An 18,278-nucleotide genomic window follows, 5' to 3' on the forward strand; every position below is an offset into this window, starting at 1 on the left:
ACTCGATCCAGGCCGGACCGTCGAGACGAAGAGTAACGTTCTCGAACGTTAAAGCTAGCAGCCTGAATTGTCACCTCATGCTACGACGCTGTAGCCACCATCAATATAATGGATGCCGCCGGTGACATTCGCGGCTTCACGACTGGCGAGGAAGGTTGCGAATGCGCCGACATCCTCGATGGTCGCAAGTTTGTGGATCGGCGCGCGGGCCGCTGCCTCGTTCATCAGGTCGTCGAAATAGTCGATCCCGGAGGCGGCCCGGGTCTTGAGAGGCCCGGGAGACAATGCGTGCACGGATATGCCCTTCGGGCCAAGTTCGGCCGCTGCATACCGGGTCACGGATTCGAGGGCCGCCTTGACGGGGCCCATGATGTTGTAGTGATCGACCACGCGCTCCGCACCGTAGAACGAGACGGTCATGCAGGTTCCGCCTTCGTGCATCAACGGCTCGGAACGCCGGATCAGGCGCAGGAAGGAATGCACCGAAATATCCATCGCCGCTGCGAAGCCCTCGGCCGAGCAATCGATCACCCGGCCATGCAGATCGTCCTTCGGGCAAAAGGCAATGGAGTGAAGCAGCGTATCGAGGCGGCCCCACTGCGCCTCTATCTCTCCGAACAGCGCCTCGGTCTGATCTTCGTTGCGGACATCCAGCGGCATGACGATATCGGCGCCGAGTTGTTCCGCCAGCGGCCGCACATGGGGCTCCGCCTTGTCGTTCAGGTATGTGATGGCGAGTTTCGCACCGCGGTCTTTCAGTGCCTTTGCGCACCCCCAGGCGATGGACTGATCGTTTGCAATGCCGACGATCAGTGCGGTTGTGCCTTCGAGCGAGAACATCTGGGCGGCCTTGGTTTATTGCGATTGCACAATTATGCTGCGCTGCACAATAAAGTAAAGTGACGTTCTCATTATCGGCTCTGGCAGTATGATGCGATCAGGTCGGAGACAGCGGGCTGCAGCGAACTGTATCTGACGGCCCGATTTCAGTTGGGGGGCGGCCATGCTCCAGATTTACACCATTCGGGTCAGTCTCTATTCCGCGAAACTTCGTATTCTGTTGCGGCACAAGGATCTGGTCTGGGAAGAAATTCCGCCGCCGGGCGGATACGGATCGATGGAATACAGGCAGATCGTTCCCGCTGGAAATCTGCCTGCGCTGCGGGACGGGAACTTGTTGTTGGCTGACTCAGAGGCCTGCGCTGAATACCTCAACGAAATACACCCCGAGCCCCCGATGCTGCCGGATACCCCGGCGGGCCGGGCACTCGTTCGGGAGCGCTCCCGCTACCATGATACCCGGCTTGAGCCTGCAGTTAGGGCGTTGTTTCCGTATATGCCTGAACGCAAGCGGGGTGGTTTCGAGGCAGAGCATCATGCGGACGTGCTGACGGATCGGTTGGATGGCCTCGGCCGGTTGCTCGAGAAGGCGCCACCATCCACGATGCTTACTCTGGGCGATTGCGGTTTCCCGGTGACACTCTGCTGGCTTGATCTGCTGATACCGCTGCTTGGTCTTCCGGTCGATATTCCGGCGCCGGTGCTCGATTATTGTGACGGCCTTTATAGACATAAGGCGGTTGCCGAGGAGATGGCGGATTACCGTCCGAAACTCACGGCGGAGATGAAGCTGTGGGCGGCGGAGTAGGGCTCTTTGCCCAACAATTGAGCAGGATTGAGCGTGTTGCCCGTGGTGTGAGCGGTTATCTGTAACCTGCTAACGAGACCCGTGCGATTGGGTTTTCTAACTATTTGAAAACAAACATCTAAAATTCTCCGAGAGAACAGAGTAGCCTTTGGCACGGCGATTGCGATTGTTCTCGCAAAAAAGGGGAGCTGTATTGAGTTTAGCGCTCGCTCATACCGATGAAACCGTGCAGCTGAACCGTGCGACCGGAGCGGCACGCCTTTCCGTTGAAAGCCGGGACGGGCGCTCCGTCATGTCGGACCTCTATTTCGCCCAGCCCTTGCGCATATTGATGCCGCGACCGGGTGTCGGCGAGCTGTTGACCGCCGTTCTGGCGAACCTCTCCGGTGGGATCGTCAGCGGTGACCTTTACGAGACGGATATCAGCGTTGGCTCAGGCGCCAGCCTGACCCTGACCGCACAGGCGGCTGAGAAGATCTACAAGTCTTCCGGCGCCGAGGCGGGAAACCATCTGACCATGCGGGTTGCCGAAGGGGGCGTGCTCGAGTGGCTGCCGCAGGGCACCATCCTGTTTGACCGCGCGCTGTTCCGTCAGCGCGTCCGGTTCGACCTTGCCGCTGACAGCACACTCTTCGCCGGTGCCATTTCGGTTCTTGGCCGGAGCGCCATGGGGGAGACCTTTTCCTCCGGGCGCTACCGTGAGCATTGGGATCTGAAACGGGACGGGCGGCTGGTCTGGGCCGACCGGTTCGAGCTGGCGGACCCGGCCGGTGCCGCCGCCGTTGCGTCCGGCCTTCGTGATGTGAGCAGTTTCGCCACGGCGCTGTTTGCCCGGCCGGATGCGGCCGACGATCTCGACTGGGCCCGTGAAGTTCAGACCGGTGCGGCGGGAGATATCCGTTGCGGGGTGACCGCGATCGATAACAATCTTCTGGTGATGCGCTGGCTTGGGCCGGATGCCATGCGGCTGCGCAACGCGGTCGGCGCTTTCTGGAGCGCGGCGCGGGTGCGCTGGCTCGGACTGCCGGCCCGGATGCCGGTGATCTGGCGAATTTGATGTGGCAAATTTGATGTGGATGTCTGAGGGGAGGCCGGGGTGAATCTGACACCGAGGGAAAAAGACAAGCTGATGGTTTCGGTCGCGGCCATGGTCGCGCGCGGCCGGCTGGAGCGGGGCGTGAAGCTGAACTACCCGGAATCGATCGCGTTGATCACCGACTATGTGGTCGAGGGTGCGCGCGATGGCCGTTCCGTTGCTGACCTGATGGCGGCGGGTGCCAGTGTCGTCAAACGCTCCGACGTGATGGAGGGGATTGCCGAGATGATCCACGAAGTCCAGGTAGAAGCCACCTTTCCGGACGGGACCAAGCTGGTCACCGTCCACGATCCGATCCGCTAGGAGGGCGCCATGATCCCGGGAGAAATCATTGCGGCCGACGGGGAGATCGTTCTGAACGAGGGCGCCGAGGCCATCACCATCGAGGTTGCGAACACGGGCGATAGGCCGGTGCAGGTCGGCTCGCACTATCATTTCGCGGAAACCAATCCGGGCCTTTCCTTCGACCGGGAAGCGGCGCGCGGCATGCGGCTGGATATCCCGTCCGGCACTGCGGTCCGGTTCGAGCCGGGCCAGACGAGGACGGTCGATCTCGTGCCCTTCAAGGGGGACCGGAAAGTCTACGGTTTCAATCAGGCGGTGATGGGGCCGCTCGGTGGGGGAGGAGCCTGACATGCCTTACAGAATCTCAAGACAGGACTATGCGGGCATGTTCGGGCCGACCGTCGGCGACAAGGTCCGGCTCGCCGATACCGACCTCTTCATCGAAGTCGAGGAGGATCGGACCTTCTACGGCGAGGAAGTGAAATTCGGCGGCGGCAAGGTCATCCGCGACGGCATGGGGCAGTCCCAGACCACGCGCGCCGACGGTGCCGTCGACACGGTGATCACCAACGCATTGATCCTTGATCACTGGGGCGTGGTGAAAGCCGATATCGGCATCAAGGATGGCCGTATCTTCGCCATCGGCAAGGCCGGCAACCCGGATGTGCAGAGCGGCGTGAACATCATCGTCGGCCCGGGCACAGAAGCTATCGCGGGCGAGGGCAAGATCATCACCGCCGGCGGGATCGACCCACACATCCATTTCATTTGCCCGCAGCAGATCGACGAAGCGCTGAATTCCGGCGTCACCACCATGATGGGCGGCGGGACGGGCCCGGCAACGGGCACGAACGCCACCACCTGCACACCGGGCCCGTGGCACATCGAACGCATGCTGCAGGCCGCTGAATCCTTCCCGATGAATCTTGGTTTCTTTGGCAAGGGCAATTCCAGCCAGCCGGAAGGCCTGCGCGAGCAGGTGCTTGCCGGGGTCTGCGGTTTGAAACTGCATGAAGACTGGGGCACCACACCGGCGGCCATCGACAATTGCCTTTCGGTCGCGGACGAGATGGATGTCCAGGTGCTGATCCACACGGACACGCTGAACGAGTCAGGCTTTGTCGAGAACACGGTGGACGCCTTCAAGGGCCGCACCATCCACGCTTTCCACACAGAGGGTGCGGGCGGCGGCCATGCGCCGGACATCATCAAGGTCTGCGGTCTCTCCAACGTGATCCCGTCCTCGACCAACCCGACCCGGCCTTTCACGGTGAACACCATCGACGAGCATCTCGACATGCTTATGGTCTGCCATCACCTGTCGAAAAGCATTCCGGAAGACGTCGCCTTCGCGGAAAGCCGGATCCGGCGGGAAACCATCGCCGCCGAGGATATTTTGCATGACCGGGGCGCTTTCTCGATCATCTCTTCCGACAGTCAGGCCATGGGCCGGGTCGGTGAGGTGCTGATCCGGACCTGGCAGACCGCCGACAAGATGAAGAAGCAATTCGGCGCGCTGCCGGAAGAGAAGGGCAACAACGACAATTTCCGAGCCCGGCGCTATATCGCGAAATACACCATTAATCCGGCCATCGCGCAGGGTATCGATACCCATGTCGGCTCCATCGAAGTCGGCAAGCTGGCCGATCTGGTGATCTGGTCTCCCGCCTTTTTCGGTGTGAAACCGGACATGGTGCTGAAATGCGGCACCATCGCTACCGCGATCATGGGCGATCCGAATGCTTCTATTCCGACGCCGCAGCCGCAGCATTACCGGCCGATGTTCGGCAGCTTCGGACGCTCCCTGACGAAGAGTGCGGTCACGTTCGTCAGCGAAGCCGCCTTCGAAGCTAACATCGGAAGCCATTTCGGACTGCAGAAAGAGACCCTGCCGGTGCGCAATACCCGGTCGGGGATCTCGAAAAAGTCGATGATCCTGAACGATGTGCTGCCGGATATTTCGGTCGATCCGGAAACCTACGAAGTCCGGGCCGATGGCGAGCTGCTGACCTGTGAGCCGGCGACGGAGCTGCCAATGGCTCAACGCTACTTCATGTATTGAGGTCCTGATGGCAAACGCGGCTTCTGTGGAGAAAGATCTCGGCCGGGCGGTTGCGCATGCATCGTCCGGACACTGGGACGTAGGCGGCGAAATCGACCGGGTGACACTCGCCTTTGACGACCGTCACCGGAGGCGTATCCGACTGGACACGGATGGCGGGGCGACACTGTTGCTCGACCTGCCCCGGGCTGTTGCACTCTCCGACGGTGACGGTCTGTCGCTGGAAGGAGGCGGCTGGATACGTGTCGTGGCGGCGCCGGAGGCGGTGATGGAAGTGCGGGCGACCGACCGGCATCATTTGCTGCGGCTTGCCTGGCATATCGGTAACCGGCACCTGCCTGCCCAGATTCTGGAAGATGCGATCCTGCTGCGGCCGGACCATGTGATCGCGGACATGTTGCGCGGCCTCGGCGCCACGGTGACGGAGGCGGAGCGGCCATTCCAGCCGGAAGGCGGGGCCTACGATCATGGTCACGGCCATGAGCACAGTCACGATGAACATAGTCACGATGCGGGGCATTCTCACCATCACCACCACCATGACTGACGTTTCGGCAACCCGGGCGGCGCTGCGTCTGCAATCCTGGCTTTCCCCGGCCTTTCCTGTCGGGGCCTACAGCTATAGTCACGGGGTCGAGGCGGCGATAGAGGCTGGGCTTGTCACGGATGCGGAAACGCTGCGTGACTGGATCGAAGGTCTGTTGAGGTTCGGCTCCGGGAGCAGCGATGCGATCTTGCTGTCCGAGGCATGGCGGCATGCCTCGGCTGGCGACAGGGAAGCTCTTGGCACGCTTACGGAATTCGCGACAGCCTTGATCCCGACTGCCGAATTGCGGCTGGAGGCGACGTCTCAGGGCACTGCCTTCGTGAAGACAGTCTCGGCTGCCTGGGGCGAGATCGAGCAGGTTGCCCTGCCGCCCGCACCGCCGCTGCCGGTGGTCTATGGTGCCATCACCGCTTCTGCAGGTATTGCGCTGGAGCTCGCCGGACCACTTTATTTGCAGGCCTTCGTTCATAATATTGTTTCAGCTGCTGTCAGGGCCGTGCCACTCGGTCAGACCGACGGTCAGCGGGTGATCGCGGCACTGGAAGTCTGTGTCGATGAAGTCTGGAGCGCTTCCGAAGGATGCGGCACCGACGAAATCGGCACGGCGGCGCTGATGGCGGAATGGAGTTCGATGCAGCATGAGGCCATGGATGGCCGGCTGTTCAGATCGTGAGGGAGAAAGACATGGCAACGGGACCTCTTCGGGTCGGCATCGGCGGGCCGGTCGGCTCAGGTAAAACGGCACTCTGCGAGATGCTGTGCCGGGAGATGAGCGCGGACACGGACATGTTCGTGATCACCAACGATATCTACACCAAGGAAGACCAGAAGATCCTGACCCGCACCGGCGCGATTGCAGCGGAACGGATCATGGGGGTGGAGACCGGCGGCTGCCCGCATACGGCCATCCGCGAGGACGCATCTATCAATCTTGCCGCCATCGATACGATGGTCGCATCCTATCCCGATGCGGAGCTGGCGTTGATCGAGTCCGGCGGGGACAACTTGGCGGCGACCTTCAGCCCGGAACTGGCGGACCTGACGATCTATGTGATCGACGTTGCCGCCGGTGAGAAGATCCCGCGCAAGGGCGGTCCGGGCATTACCCGCTCGGACATGCTGGTCATCAACAAGACCGACCTCGCGCCACTGGTCGGCGCCGATCTCGGTGTGATGGCGGAGGACACCAAGCGCCAGCGCGGAGACAGGCCGTTCGTCTTCACCCAGCTGAAGAACGGCGAGGGCATTGCCGAGATCGCGGCTTTCATCCGGGAAAAAGGCGGTCTGGCCAGGAAATCGAGCGCGGCCTGAGCCGGTGAGCCGGATCAGTCCTTCTCTTTCCGGAAATAGAGGTAGAAGAGGGCCCCGATGAAAACGAATGTCGCCACGTTGCCGAGCATGTCGGGGATATGGAATTCGTTCATTTCGGGTGCTCCGTTTTCAACGCCTTCAGGAAGCAGACCAACAAGAGCAGGACGATAAAGACGAAAGGCAAGGCGCCGAGCGCGATGATCGATTTCACGGCGTCGATGCTGCCGGAAAGGATCATCACCAATCCAAGCGCGCCGAGCACGATACCCCAGGCCAGCTTCACCTTGCGATCAGGATTCAGGTTTCCGCCGGTCGAGAACATGCCCAGGACGAAGGCGGCGCTAACCACGCTGGTCACGATAAAGAGAAAAGCGGCAACGATGGTGGCGATGCTTGTAACGGTCGTGAGCGGAAGGCTTTGCAGAAGGAAAAAGCTTGTGTAGGCCGGGTCTTTCTCGGTCACGGCGAGGATACCGGTGGGGCGGCGCAGAATATCGTAGAAGCCGGCGGCACCGAAAGTTCCGAACCACGCCATCGAAAAGACTGTCGGGACCAGTATCACGCCGACCACGAATTCCCGGATCGTCCGGCCGCGTGAGATGCGCGCGATGAAGACGCCGACGAACGGCGCCCAGGCGAGCCACCAGACCATGTAGGTCAGGGTCCAGTCCTGGAACCAATGGCCGACTCTCTTGTCGAAGAATGTATAGGTGACGAAGCCTCGCGCGAGGACATCGCTGATATAGGTCCCGATCTGCTCGACGATAGCACTCATGATGTAATGGGTGGGACCGGCGAGGAGAACGAAGATCATCAGCGCACCGGCGATGACCATCGCGGCCTCAGACATCAGGGACATGCCCCGATCGAGAGGCAGTAGCAGTGGCAGAACATAGGCAGCGCAGAGGACAGCAAAAACGGTGAGCGTGAGACTCAGTCCTGCCGGCGCGATTCCAAGGATGCTTTCGATGCCGCCCTGGACCTGGAAGACACCCATAGCCATCGAGCCGCCCAGCCCGATGGCTATGGCAATGATGGCCATCACGTCGCTGAGCCAGCCAATGCTTCGTGTCCAGAGACGCTTGCCAAAGACCAATTCGATCGGTGTGCTGAGCAGGGTTGGACAGTCACGTCGGAAGCTGAAATAGGCGATGATCATTCCCATGATCGCGTAGATCGCCCACGCATGGAGACCCCAGTGAAAGTTGGTCGCGAACAGCGCCGCTGTCGCCGCGTCTCCTTCGCCCATGTAATCGCGCGCGATCAAATAATGCGTGATTGGCTCTGCCGAGCCCCAGTAGAGCAATCCGACTCCCATACCGGCGGCAAAAAGCATGGAGAGCCATTCGGGGGTGGAAAATTCGGGTTTGTCGCCGTCCTTGCCGAGAACGATCCGGCCATATGGCGAGAGGGCGAGGCCGATTGCCGTTATCAGCAGTACACTGACCGTAAGCATGACGAACCAGCCGCGGCTGGTGAAATAGAACCCGACCACACTCTGGGCCAGATCAGCGAGGCCTTTTGTATCGGCGATGCCCCAGACCGCGATCCCGCCGGTGATGAACAGCGCGAATATGAGTTTAGCGCTGGATTTCGCCGCCACCCCGTTCCGGCTCAGCTCGTTGCTCATGTCCGTCCTCGCCCGGGTTCTGTAACGGCGCTATGCTATCGGTTCTCTGGCGGAGTTGCCATGAAGTCGGTAATACCGGCCGGGCCTTAGTTTTGGCGCGGCCTGTACTATTTTTGTGTAATTCATTGCCATGGTACCGCGTCATCGATAGAGAACGCCGGTTTGCTGTGTATTGGGATGGATGCATATCCGATGAGGGTAAGGTAATGGGGCGTTTCGGGTTGGCGCTGTTCGCCGCGTTTCTGGTGTTGGTGGCCTGCGCTGCATTCAATCAAACCGCACCAATGATCGAACCGATCGATGATTGGGGTGTCACTTATGACGGCCGCCCGGTTGAGCGGGTTGAGTTTGTTGCCTTTGAAGATCTGGCGCCGCTGACCGAGGAGCTCAATTACACTGCGGAAACCTGGAAAGCGGGGCAGACGAGCGTCCCCCGTCTGGTTCTGCTGCAGGTTCCGGAGCGGTTTGGCGAGGTGACTGTCAACGAGGTGACCGTTGCCGAGAAAAAGCGGATATTTTTCCGCATGGTCCTGCCGTTGGTCCTGATCGCGAACGAGGAGGTTGTATCCGACCGCGAAGCATTGATGCGATTGAAGCTCAGGCTTGCGGAGTCGCGTGTCCCGCACGCGGATGATCTGGATGAGTTGCGCTCTTTGGCCAAGAAGTATCGGATGTCAGTAGACGGTGACGTGATTTCGGTAACCAAACTCCTGGCAACGCTCGAGCGCCGCATCGATATCGTGCCGCCGTCGCTGGCGCTCGCCCAGGCGGCGACGGAGAGCGCCTGGGGCACGTCGCGCTTTGCGGTTGAGGGCAATGCCCTGTTCGGGCAATGGACCTTTGGCCGCAAGGGTATGGTGCCCGAAGAACAAAGGGCGGAGAAAGGCGACTACAAGGTCGCTGCGTTTCGCACGCCACTCCATTCCGTCCGCAGTTATCTGCGAAACCTGAACACGAACCGGGCGTATCGGGAATTCCGCAAACACCGTGCTGCTGCGCGCGCGGCTGGCAAACCGATCTCCGGAAAATCGCTCGTCTCGGCCCTGTCGCGCTATTCCGAGCGTGGCGCGCACTACATCAAGGAGATCCGGCAGATCATCGGCGTGAACCGTCTCTCGGCCCTGGACCGGAGCAAACTGGTTGAAGGTACAGTCTACGAGCTGCTGCCGGTCTGGCGGTCGGATAGCTGAGCCTTTTCTTTAGTCCTGCTTTGGGTCACCGCGTGTTTCAGGTCGAACCAGAAAAATCGCGCGGAGAATTAGCCGAAATTATAGAGTCCACCGAGCCAGGACATCGATTGATTCATTCAATTTTAAGCTTCGCGAAATAGCGTCCAAATGAACTGCGGGAGCAGCGCGCTTGGGTCAGGTTTACCAGTATTTGTTTTATGGACTTGCGTTTTTCGCGATGGGAGTCGCGATGCTGACGTTTGTTCGCGGTGTGCGGGCGTGAAAATGCGGGAAGAACAACTTGCTCATAGCGCGCTCCAGCTTCGGGCCATTCTTGAAACCTGCACCACGGCGGTTTGCGTGTTTCTCCGCGGATCGGAAGAACGCGAATATCTTTATGCGAGCAATCGCATGCTGGAGATGTTCGGGGCAAAGGATGTCGGGGAACTAAACGCTTTCGGGTTTATCAACACGTTTGCCGACCCGAATGAAGCCACCGAAATGCGCGACCGTCACAATCAGGGCCAATACAAAAGGGACGCGGTCTATGAGCGTGTCCGCCTTGACGGCGGCCACTTCTGGGGCATGGGTACGGCGTCGGAGATTGAGTTCGAAGGTCAGCCTGCCACCATCGCCTGGATCACTGACATTTCAGACCGTATTGACGCCGAAAACAGGACGGCGCAGCACGCAAACCAGCTCCGCGATATGCTCGAGACAAGCGAGGCCGGGGTCTCCGTGTTTCGTCGCGGCACCCTTGAGCGGGTTTATGCGAACCAGGGATTTTTGCGCCGTTTTGGACTTGCCTCTCATGAAGAACTCAACGGGATGAATCTTCGGGCAACCTTTGCGAATTCGGCGGATGCGGACTGGGTCGTCGAGCATCTTCAGTCTGGTGCAGGCCAGCAGCGATTTGCAATGGAAAGGCGGCGGGTCGACGGCTCGAAATGGTGGGCCCAGATCGAGACCAAGCCGATCGAATTCGACGGTGAGATGGCGACGATCGTCTGGCACTACGACATTACGGAGCAAAAGCGGGCCCAAGAGGAACTCGAGGCCGGAGCGCGGCGCTTCCGGGAAATTCTTGACAGTAGCGAGGCCGGAATATCGATCTTCGACGTGGATACCTTCGAGCGCCGCTATGTGAACAGCGTCTTCCTCAGGATGTTCGGTGCGGAGACGATCGAACAGATCAATGCGGTGGATTTCCGGGACACATTCGAAAGTCACGCTGTTGCGGAAACGGTCGCAGTGCAGCTTCGGGACGGTGATTTGATGGGACGCCGCTCGGAGATGCGTCGCCGGATCGATGGTTCGAAATGGTGGGCTGTGATCGACGCCAAGCGGATCGAGTTCGACGGCGAGCCTGCTGTCATTACGTGGCATTATGACATCAGCGAGCAGAAGCAGATCGAGAATGAGCTTCGGGAAACCGTCGATGTCTTGCGGCAAACGCAGGAGGAACTTGTAGAAGCGGAGAAGATGGCGTCGCTCGGAGGCCTCGTTGCCGGTGTCGCGCACGAGATCAATACCCCGATTGGAATTTGCCTGACCTCGGCCTCGGCAATGACAGGAAAGATCGACGAGCTTAAAGCGGCGGTCGAAAGTGGGCAGCTTACACGCGGGAAATTCATCTCGAGGCTTGAAACGATCGACAGTGCGGCGGATCTGGTGGTGCGGAACGCCAAGCGGGCGGGAGAATTGATTTCAAGCTTCAAAAAGGTTGCCGTCGACCAGACCAGTGGTGAACGGCGCGACTTCGCTCTTGTCGACTACATCGAAGAAGTGCTCGTCAGTCTGGGGCCGGAACTTGACCGGAGGCATATTGAAAATGAACTCAAGGGAGACCGCGAGCTCGTCCTGAGTGGGTATCCCGGTGCGGTCGGTCAGATTGTGACCAACCTAGCGATGAATGCTGCAATACATGCATATGAAGACGGCGTCGGCGGCAAAACCGAAATCTTCTGCAATCAGGAAAGTTCCGGCGAAATTCTGATGACGTTCAGGGATTTCGGAAAGGGAATGGAGGAAGAGACGGCCCGCAGGATCTTTGAGCCGTTCTTCACCACGCGGCAGGGCCGAGGGGGAACCGGTCTGGGAATGCACATTCTCTATAACCTGGTCACGCAACGGCTCGGAGGCCGTGTCGTGTGCCGGTCAAAGCCCGGCGAAGGCACCACCATCGAACTCAGATTCCCCAAGGTTGCCATCTGACCCGGACGCTGGCTGTTCGGGGTGGTCTAAAGATTGTTGAGACGGTGCTGCGCAAGCAGTTCTGTGAGCATCTGTCCGGCGGCCTGCCGATGGGCAACGTGAACATCTCTCGCGCCCTTCGCATCTCCCTTTAGCAGGCAGTCGAGCAGCACCCGGTGATCGACCGTCGATTGCTCTGGCCGGGGACGCAGGCTGAGGGTCGCCATGCGGGCCCGGTGGACCTGGGTCCTGTACCGCGCGGTCGCTTCGATCAGACGTTTGTTTCCGGACGCTTCGACGAGAAGTGCATGGAAATCATCGTCACCCTCCGCCCAGGCGACAAGATTGTCTTCGGCCAGAGCCCGTTCCATGCGGGTCGTTGCATTATCCATGGCCGTTGCCTGTTCCGCACTGAGGCCACGTTCGGCCGCGAGTTCCGCGGCCAGCGGTTCGAGTGCGGTCAGCAACTGGTAGATTTCGGTCATGTCCTCTGCGGAGACCGGTAAAATGAGGACCCCGCGCCGGGGGCGAACCTTCACAAGGCCTTCCCGCTCCAGGCGGAGACCTGCCTCGCGCACCGGTGTTCGGCTCACGCCAATCCATTCGGCGAGTTCCGCTTCGAGATACGACGCAGAAGGCTTCAGCCGACCGTCAAGGATCATCGCCTTGATCGCGTCATATGCCTTCGCCCCGGCGCTGGGATGTTTGTCATCGGTCGCGACCTTGAGGCTCATGCTGTCACCCGGCTCATTACTGCGTCTGACATTTGCTCGGTGCCCGCCATGCCGCCGAGGTCGCGGGTCAGGGGTGAGCCGCCGTTGAGTATGTCGGAGACCGCTGCCTCGATCATCTGTGCACCCTCCGCGAGCGCGCTGTCCTCATGCTCCCCGGAGAGCCATTCCAGCATCATGGCGGCGGAGAGGAACATGGCGAGCGGGTTCGCCAGGCCTTTGCCGGCGATGTCCGGAGCGCTTCCGTGGCAAGGCTGGAACACCGCGTGCTCGTCCCCAATATCGGCGGAGGGGGCGAGTCCGAGCGAGCCCATAATGCCGGCGCCGAGATCGGACAGGATGTCGCCGAACATGTTCTCGGTGACGACCACATCGAATTCCCAGGGCTTCTGTACCATCCACATGGCAAAGGCATCGACATAAGCGCTGTCGGCGGCAATGTCCGGGAAGGCTTTCGCCCGCTCCTCGAAGATCGAGCGGAAGAACCAGAAGGACCGGAAGACGTTCGCTTTATCGACACACGTCACGCGTCCCGGAGTACCGCGCTTTGCTGCGCGCTGCCCCGCAAGCCGAAAGGCGAAGTCGAACAACTTCTCGCTGGTCGCACGGGTGATTTTCAGGGTTTCGGTCGCGTAGCTGTTATCGACAACCTTGCCCTCATGCATATGGGCGAACAGTCCTTCGGTCGATTCCCGGATCAGCACGAAATCAGTCTCGAAGGCGCGCGGATCGGCGAGCGGTGTCGGCTGGCCTTTATAGAGCTTCACCGGGCGAACGCCGGCATAGAGACCGAGAGCAAAACGGAGATCGATTTGCGGAGTGATCTCGGTTCCGTCCTTTTTGCGGATGTTCGGCAGGCCCATGGCAGAAAGCAAAATGGCATCCGCATTCCGAGCGGCGTCGATCGAAGAGGCGGGCAGGGACTCGCCTGTTTTCGCGTAATGCTGTGCGCCGGCCGGAAGGGATTCGAATTCCAGCTTGCGGCCAATCCGTTTTGAGACCATATCCAGCATGGTCCGCGTCGGGGCCATGATCTCAGGCCCGATACCGTCTCCGTCGAACAAGGCGATGCGATAGACGCGGTTGCTGCTCATCTCGTAAAGATCTCACAAATGAAAAATAACGTATGCATTGATGTGTACGTTGTCCGTGATCCGCGGCTTCAAGGCAATGTCCAAAAGCGCAGTACTGCGTTCGTGCATTTGGACTTAATCAATGATGCCTCCCAGGCGGTTGAACGAGATTTCGTCGCGTGCTCCCCTTGCCCGGGTGCGGGATTGCCCGGGGGAAGCGATGCAGATCCAGATGAGGATGTAATGGCAGGCCAGGGATATTGCTGGGACGAAGCAGGCGCTACTGGCAGCATGCGGATCGGCGGCGCAATGCTGGAGGCCTATTCGGTCGGCCCTCCGCCGGGAGAGGCGCCAACAATGGTGCTGCTTCATGAAGGCCTTGGCTGTGTCGATCTCTGGCGCGATTTTCCCCGGCGGCTCTTTGCAGAAACGGGATGCGGTGTGTTTGCCTATTCCCGTGCTGGGTACGGGCGTTCCGATGCCTGTCCCTTGCCGCGTCCGCTTGATTACATGACCCGCGAGGCGGTGTCGGTGCTGCCGGAGGTTCTGGATACCATCGGTTTCGAGGACGGCATGCTGATCGGTCATAGCGACGGCGCGTCGATTGCGGCCATTCATGCCGGCGCGCAGCGCGATCCGAGGGTCCGCGCTGTGGTTCTCATGGCCCCGCATTTCTTCACCGAAGCAATGGGCCTCGCCGCCATCGCGGAAGCGCGGACAGCCTATGCGGATGGGGACCTGCGCGCCCGCCTCGGCAAATATCATATGCATGTGGATGCCGCCTTTCGGGGCTGGAACGGTGCCTGGCTCGATCCGGGCTTCAAGGAATGGAATATCCGGGACTACCTCGATCAGGTGACGGTCCCGGTACTCTGCCTCCAGGGGGAGGGCGATCAATACGGCACCAGGGCGCAAGTCGATGTGGTCGCGCAGCGCGCGCCGGGCCCGGTTACAATTCGGATGATTCCGGAATGTCGTCATTCACCGCATCTGGAAGCTCCTGAAATAGTCCAAACGGAAATTGCCGTGTTCCTCGAAGGTCTTCCTGCAAAAACGGGGCAATTGGAAACGGGAGTGAGCGATGCTTGACGGGTTCAGGACGGAGACGGTTGCGACTGGCGGGACTGAGATTTTCGTGCGTTCAGCTGGTGCCGGCGATCCGGTGCTGTTGATCCACGGGTTTCCGCAGACCGGTGATTGCTGGCACAGGATGGCTCCGGCGCTGGCGGAACAGTTCACTGTGATCGTCCCGGATCTGCGCGGGTATGGCGCGAGCGGCAAGCCCGCGCCGTCGCCGGAACATGCAGCGCACAGCAAGCGGGAAATGGCGCGGGACCTTGTCGAGGTGATGGGAGCGCTCGGGCACGAGCGGTTCGCCGTCGTCGGCCATGACCGCGGGGCGCGTGTCGGTTTCCGGCTCTGCATGGATCACCCGGAGAGGGTTACGCGGTTCTGCTCGCTCGATGTTATTCCGACCCTCGATATGTGGGAGAAAATGGATCTCGCTGGCGCGGTCGGCGGCTTTCACTGGTCCTATCTGGCGCAACCTGCGCCGATACCGGAGACCATGATCGGCGCAGACCCCTACTTCTTCTACGGCTACCTGATGCGCAAATGGGCGGCTCCGGATTTTACGTTCGAGCCAGCAGCAATGGCGGCTTATCTGAAAGCAATGCGGGACCCGTCCGTCATCGAAGGCACCTGCGAGGATTACCGTGCCGGTGCGACCATTGATGTGTCACATGACAGGGCCGATCGGGAAGTAGGGCGGAAGCTTTCCTGTCCGTTGTTGTTTCTGTTTGGAGCCGTCAGGGGCTTTGGCGGGCCTGGCGGTCCGACCGATCCGCTCGATACCTGGCGGGAATGGAGCAGTAGTACGGTAGAGGGCGGCCCTGCCCCTTGCGGGCACTTTCTGCCGGAAGAAGCGCCGGAGACTGTCCTCGAGCAACTGCTTCCGTTCTTGCTGAAGGCGGACTGATAATGCATACACGCCGCTTGCTCTGATCGGACGGTGGCGAGGCGGCTGACCCTGACGGGGAAGACGCCTGCTATAGGGTATGGACTGTATGGAAGCCGGAGTGACGAACAAGTGGGTGTCTTCTCTGGAGGACGTGACGGGGTATATTGAGGATCCGCGTCTTCTTGAATTGCTGAATTACTGGAGCGGAAAACGCGCCGGTCGGCTTGCGCCCTCCCGCCAGGACATCGACCCCAGTGAAATCGGGGCCCTGCTGTCCTGCATTTATCTCGTCGATTTTGAAGAGCCGGATGTGTTCCGTTACCGCTTGGCCGGGACCGAGATCGCAGAGAATTTCGGGCACGGCAACCTCAAGGGGAAGACCCTGGGCGATATCCTGAGCCCGGACGGAAAGGACTTCGTGACGAACCGCTGGATGCCGGTGATCCGGGATGGTGCGGTCGTCTGCATGAAGGGCCAAGTCTACAACACGGTGAACCGATATGCGTTCGGAGAGCGCCTGTTGCTGCCGCTTGCCGACGATCCTGACGGTCCGCTTACCGGGCTGCTTGGGGTGACGGTGTCGAGATGGATGGACACCCCTGGCCCAGAGGGGCGCCGCAACTCCGATATGATCCTGATCAAGGCGGCGAAACTGCCCTGATACTAGTATCGTCCTGTTCGCCGGTCCTTGCCTCTTCAGGTGTCAGAAGAGCCCGATGCATAAAGGTGTTTAATCGGGCCGTCTAATTTACGAGAGTGTGCGTCAGTTTGATGATTTCAAAAAGTTCCGATGATAGACACGCGTAACCCCGATCCGAATTCGTTTACGCCATCGCGGGAGTTGTCCGACTTCCTGGAGTCAGGGCAGCTCCTCCGGCTCTTTGAGTACTGGTGCTCCAAGCGAAACGGTCGTTTGATGCCCGGACGTCGCGACGTCGATCCGCTTGAGATTCCTTGGGCCTTGTCGAAAATTTTTCTCATCGACTTCGAACCACCCGATGTTTTTCGTTATCGCCTGGCCGGTCAGGAGGTGAGTGACGTGTTCGGGCGGAATCTGAAGGGATGCACGCTGGAAGATATCCTTTCACCTGATGCCCATGTGCGTGTGACTGAGCGCTGGATGAATCTGGTCGAGACCAAGTCAATCATCGCGATGAAAGGGCTTGTTTATCTCCCGGCGGACAGAATCCCGATGGGCGAGCGCCTTTTGCTGCCGTTGGCCGAAGAGCCGGACGGGCCGGTTACTGGATTGTTGGGCATGACCGAATGTGAGTGGGTCAACGGGCCGATGACCGGAGAGCACAAAATGTCGGACATCGAGATTTATCCGGCCTCGGAAGTTTAGTGAGTTCGATTATCGCGGGGATGGGAGTTTCCAGGTCGAGGTCGCCATGGCCGCGAGCTTGCTGTCTTCATCGAACAGCCGGGATTCAAGAAAGCAGAGCGAACGTCCGCGACGCAAAACCCGGCCTTCGCAGGTAGCCGTGCCGCCTGTCAGCGGACGCATATACTGCACTTTCATTTCGAGCGTGGCGCCGCCGGTGCCTGTCAGATGTTTCAGCAGGTGGCCCATGGAGATATCCATGACCGTCGCGATGGCTCCGCCATGCAGGCTGCCCTGGGGATTGAACAGGAATTCCTCGACGGGAAAGCGAACCCGGCAGAGCTCTTCTTCGTATTCGAATCCGAGATCGAGCAACCGCGCCAGAAAGAAGGTCTCGAATTCCTGGCGGTAGGTTGCAAGCGCGGTCTCGAACCGCGCACGTGCGCGCTCTTCGTTCATTTTCAACTGTATCCCTTTGAGTGACGATCTTGAGGCAGGTATCGGTGACGTTCAGCTTGGGCAGATCCATACCAGCGATGGGGGCCTCGATATAGTCCCGATCCCGCGTCGCCTCCGGTCCTAAAGCGATGACTTTCAACTTGAATAGGGTTAACGCCGATCGGCTTTGCGATTGATTCTGCCTGAGTCGCAGCATTCCGACCGCTTCACGAGGCGCTAAGCGCCGCTCTTGTGCCGTTTTTTACCACTTTTCAGTCACTCTTATTGGATGTGTTTATGATATCAAATTTAACGCGGGTTTCTGTAAGGCTTTGATTTCAGGGGATATTTAATTCGGGTCGGCCAAGTGTCGAAAATTAGCGGCGAATCTCGTGAGAAAACTCATATTTTTGAGCAATTCCGGGGCTTGCAGCGGGAACAAGAATCCCAGAGACTTCGGCCATCATCAACGGGAGATCAGTTCATGAATAAATCCGAACTCAGCGCAGCGGTTGCTACCAAAACCGGCCTCACCCAGTCTCAGGCCGAAGCAGCGGTCAATGGTGTGATCGATGCGGTGACCGATACGCTGAAGAGCGGTGGCGATGTCCGTCTTGTCGGCTTCGGCACCTTCTCCGTTTCCGAGCGGGCCGCGACCACAGGCCGTAACCCGCGGACCGGCGAAACCATCAATATTGCCGCGTCCAAGCAGGCGAAGTTCAAGGCCGGTCAGGCCCTGAAGTCTGCCGTTAACGGCGGCTGATTCTTCCTTCGATCCGGGCGTGGCGTTAGCCGCGCCCGGATCGTTTCG

20 protein-coding genes are annotated in these 18,278 nt (G+C 59.8%); 15 read left to right on the top strand and 5 right to left on the bottom strand.

Translation table 11 applies throughout. The features are described 5' to 3' along the window. Positions 1-75: 75 nt before the first annotated feature. A complete protein-coding gene (fabI, locus tag IG629_RS01100; protein ID WP_193170151.1) occupies positions 76-840 on the bottom strand; it encodes an enoyl-ACP reductase FabI in 765 nt (254 codons plus the stop codon). Between the two features lie 163 nt (positions 841-1,003). On the opposite strand from fabI, the gene IG629_RS01105 reads away from it, so the two are divergent. The 8 genes from IG629_RS01105 to ureG all read left to right on the top strand — a co-directional run bounded on the left by IG629_RS01105 (position 1,004) and on the right by ureG (position 6,949). Continuing rightward, positions 1,004-1,648, top strand: a complete 645-nt coding sequence (locus IG629_RS01105; protein ID WP_193170152.1) for a glutathione S-transferase family protein — start codon at positions 1,004-1,006, stop codon at positions 1,646-1,648. A 193-nt stretch (positions 1,649-1,841) separates the two neighbouring features. Next, positions 1,842-2,705 carry an urease accessory protein UreD gene (locus IG629_RS01110; RefSeq protein ID WP_051284302.1) on the top strand — a complete coding sequence of 288 codons (864 nt, stop codon included), beginning with the start codon at positions 1,842-1,844 and terminating at the stop codon, positions 2,703-2,705. Positions 2,706-2,744: 39 nt separating this feature from the next. Further along, positions 2,745-3,047, top strand: a complete 303-nt coding sequence (locus tag IG629_RS01115; RefSeq protein WP_028464482.1) for an urease subunit gamma — start codon at positions 2,745-2,747, stop codon at positions 3,045-3,047. A gap of 9 nt (positions 3,048-3,056) precedes the next feature. Then, a complete protein-coding gene (locus tag IG629_RS01120; protein ID WP_193170153.1) occupies positions 3,057-3,377 on the top strand; it encodes an urease subunit beta in 321 nt (106 codons plus the stop codon). A 1-nt stretch (position 3,378) separates the two neighbouring features. Then, a complete protein-coding gene (ureC, locus tag IG629_RS01125) occupies positions 3,379-5,091 on the top strand; it encodes an urease subunit alpha (protein WP_193170154.1) in 1,713 nt (570 codons plus the stop codon). A 7-nt stretch (positions 5,092-5,098) separates the two neighbouring features. Beyond that, positions 5,099-5,638 carry an urease accessory protein UreE gene (gene ureE / locus IG629_RS01130; RefSeq protein WP_193170155.1) on the top strand — a complete coding sequence of 180 codons (540 nt, stop codon included), beginning with the start codon at positions 5,099-5,101 and terminating at the stop codon, positions 5,636-5,638. Beyond that, entirely contained in the window at positions 5,586-6,311 is a 726-nt protein-coding gene (locus IG629_RS01135; RefSeq protein WP_193170156.1) for an urease accessory protein UreF, read from the top strand. The genes ureE and IG629_RS01135 overlap by 53 nt, the downstream gene beginning before the upstream one ends. Positions 6,312-6,322: 11 nt before the next feature. After that, a complete protein-coding gene (gene ureG, locus IG629_RS01140) occupies positions 6,323-6,949 on the top strand; it encodes an urease accessory protein UreG (protein WP_036553049.1) in 627 nt (208 codons plus the stop codon). A 109-nt stretch (positions 6,950-7,058) separates the two neighbouring features. Here the strand turns inward: ureG and IG629_RS01145 are convergent, their stop codons facing one another. Continuing rightward, a complete protein-coding gene (locus IG629_RS01145) occupies positions 7,059-8,579 on the bottom strand; it encodes a BCCT family transporter (RefSeq protein WP_193170157.1) in 1,521 nt (506 codons plus the stop codon). A 206-nt stretch (positions 8,580-8,785) separates the two neighbouring features. On the opposite strand from IG629_RS01145, the gene IG629_RS01150 reads away from it, so the two are divergent. Both IG629_RS01150 and IG629_RS01155 read left to right on the top strand, forming a co-directional pair. Beyond that, a complete protein-coding gene (locus IG629_RS01150) occupies positions 8,786-9,769 on the top strand; it encodes a glucosaminidase domain-containing protein (protein WP_193170158.1) in 984 nt (327 codons plus the stop codon). Positions 9,770-10,033: 264 nt separating this feature from the next. Next, the gene (locus IG629_RS01155; RefSeq protein ID WP_193170159.1) at positions 10,034-11,962 is read left to right on the top strand and encodes a PAS domain-containing sensor histidine kinase; all 1,929 of its coding nucleotides are present in this window, start codon (positions 10,034-10,036) and stop codon (positions 11,960-11,962) included. Positions 11,963-11,988: 26 nt separating this feature from the next. Here IG629_RS01155 and IG629_RS01160 read toward each other — a convergent pair whose 3' ends face one another. Both IG629_RS01160 and IG629_RS01165 read right to left on the bottom strand, forming a co-directional pair. Then, positions 11,989-12,675 (bottom strand): GntR family transcriptional regulator, encoded by a 687-nt coding sequence (locus tag IG629_RS01160; protein WP_193170160.1) that lies wholly within the window; start codon positions 12,673-12,675, stop codon positions 11,989-11,991. Continuing rightward, positions 12,672-13,766 carry an isocitrate/isopropylmalate dehydrogenase family protein gene (locus IG629_RS01165; RefSeq protein WP_193170161.1) on the bottom strand — a complete coding sequence of 365 codons (1,095 nt, stop codon included), beginning with the start codon at positions 13,764-13,766 and terminating at the stop codon, positions 12,672-12,674. The genes IG629_RS01160 and IG629_RS01165 overlap by 4 nt, the downstream gene beginning before the upstream one ends. A gap of 222 nt (positions 13,767-13,988) precedes the next feature. On the opposite strand from IG629_RS01165, the gene IG629_RS01170 reads away from it, so the two are divergent. The 4 genes from IG629_RS01170 (at position 13,989) to IG629_RS01185 (ending at position 17,050) form a co-directional block, all read left to right on the top strand. After that, a complete protein-coding gene (locus tag IG629_RS01170) occupies positions 13,989-14,834 on the top strand; it encodes an alpha/beta fold hydrolase (RefSeq protein ID WP_226886362.1) in 846 nt (281 codons plus the stop codon). Then, positions 14,827-15,723, top strand: a complete 897-nt coding sequence (locus IG629_RS01175) for an alpha/beta fold hydrolase (RefSeq protein ID WP_193170162.1) — start codon at positions 14,827-14,829, stop codon at positions 15,721-15,723. Before IG629_RS01170 ends, IG629_RS01175 begins: the two co-directional genes overlap by 8 nt. A gap of 100 nt (positions 15,724-15,823) precedes the next feature. Then, complete coding sequence (locus IG629_RS01180; RefSeq protein ID WP_193170163.1) at positions 15,824-16,366, top strand: PAS domain-containing protein; 543 nt, start codon at positions 15,824-15,826, stop codon at positions 16,364-16,366. 129 nt (positions 16,367-16,495) lie between these two features. Further along, positions 16,496-17,050, top strand: coding sequence for a PAS domain-containing protein (locus IG629_RS01185; RefSeq protein ID WP_193170164.1), 555 nt, complete (start codon positions 16,496-16,498; stop codon positions 17,048-17,050). 9 nt (positions 17,051-17,059) lie between these two features. Here the strand turns inward: IG629_RS01185 and IG629_RS01190 are convergent, their stop codons facing one another. Beyond that, entirely contained in the window at positions 17,060-17,488 is a 429-nt protein-coding gene (locus tag IG629_RS01190) for a PaaI family thioesterase (protein WP_193170165.1), read from the bottom strand. Positions 17,489-17,894: 406 nt separating this feature from the next. On the opposite strand from IG629_RS01190, the gene IG629_RS01195 reads away from it, so the two are divergent. Beyond that, on the top strand, positions 17,895-18,230 hold the full coding sequence (locus tag IG629_RS01195; protein WP_193170166.1) for an HU family DNA-binding protein: 336 nt from the start codon (positions 17,895-17,897) through the stop codon (positions 18,228-18,230). The last annotated feature ends 48 nt before the right edge of the window (positions 18,231-18,278 follow it).

This window comes from Nisaea nitritireducens, from assembly GCF_014904795.1.
GTDB classification, from domain to species: domain Bacteria; phylum Pseudomonadota; class Alphaproteobacteria; order Thalassobaculales; family Thalassobaculaceae; genus Nisaea; species Nisaea nitritireducens.

Bases quoted from the DNA above. Each gene is read 5' to 3' on its own strand.
- IG629_RS01175 (WP_193170162.1), top strand. From the start codon at position 14,827: ATGCTTGACGGGTTCAGGACGGAGACGGTTGCGACTGGCGGGACTGAG.
- IG629_RS01120 (WP_193170153.1), top strand. From the start codon at position 3,057: ATGATCCCGGGAGAAATCATTGCGGCCGACGGGGAGATCGTTCTGAAC.
- ureC (WP_193170154.1), top strand. From the start codon at position 3,379: ATGCCTTACAGAATCTCAAGACAGGACTATGCGGGCATGTTCGGGCCG.
- IG629_RS01155 (WP_193170159.1), top strand. From the start codon at position 10,034: ATGCGGGAAGAACAACTTGCTCATAGCGCGCTCCAGCTTCGGGCCATT.
- IG629_RS01105 (WP_193170152.1), top strand. From the start codon at position 1,004: ATGCTCCAGATTTACACCATTCGGGTCAGTCTCTATTCCGCGAAACTT.
- IG629_RS01150 (WP_193170158.1), top strand. From the start codon at position 8,786: ATGGGGCGTTTCGGGTTGGCGCTGTTCGCCGCGTTTCTGGTGTTGGTG.
- fabI (WP_193170151.1), bottom strand. From the start codon at position 840: ATGTTCTCGCTCGAAGGCACAACCGCACTGATCGTCGGCATTGCAAAC.
- IG629_RS01165 (WP_193170161.1), bottom strand. From the start codon at position 13,766: ATGAGCAGCAACCGCGTCTATCGCATCGCCTTGTTCGACGGAGACGGT.
- IG629_RS01160 (WP_193170160.1), bottom strand. From the start codon at position 12,675: ATGAGCCTCAAGGTCGCGACCGATGACAAACATCCCAGCGCCGGGGCG.
- IG629_RS01185 (WP_193170164.1), top strand. From the start codon at position 16,496: ATGATAGACACGCGTAACCCCGATCCGAATTCGTTTACGCCATCGCGG.
- IG629_RS01190 (WP_193170165.1), bottom strand. From the start codon at position 17,488: ATGAACGAAGAGCGCGCACGTGCGCGGTTCGAGACCGCGCTTGCAACC.
- ureE (WP_193170155.1), top strand. From the start codon at position 5,099: ATGGCAAACGCGGCTTCTGTGGAGAAAGATCTCGGCCGGGCGGTTGCG.
- ureG (WP_036553049.1), top strand. From the start codon at position 6,323: ATGGCAACGGGACCTCTTCGGGTCGGCATCGGCGGGCCGGTCGGCTCA.
- IG629_RS01135 (WP_193170156.1), top strand. From the start codon at position 5,586: ATGAACATAGTCACGATGCGGGGCATTCTCACCATCACCACCACCATG.
- IG629_RS01145 (WP_193170157.1), bottom strand. From the start codon at position 8,579: ATGAGCAACGAGCTGAGCCGGAACGGGGTGGCGGCGAAATCCAGCGCT.
- IG629_RS01170 (WP_226886362.1), top strand. From the start codon at position 13,989: ATGGCAGGCCAGGGATATTGCTGGGACGAAGCAGGCGCTACTGGCAGC.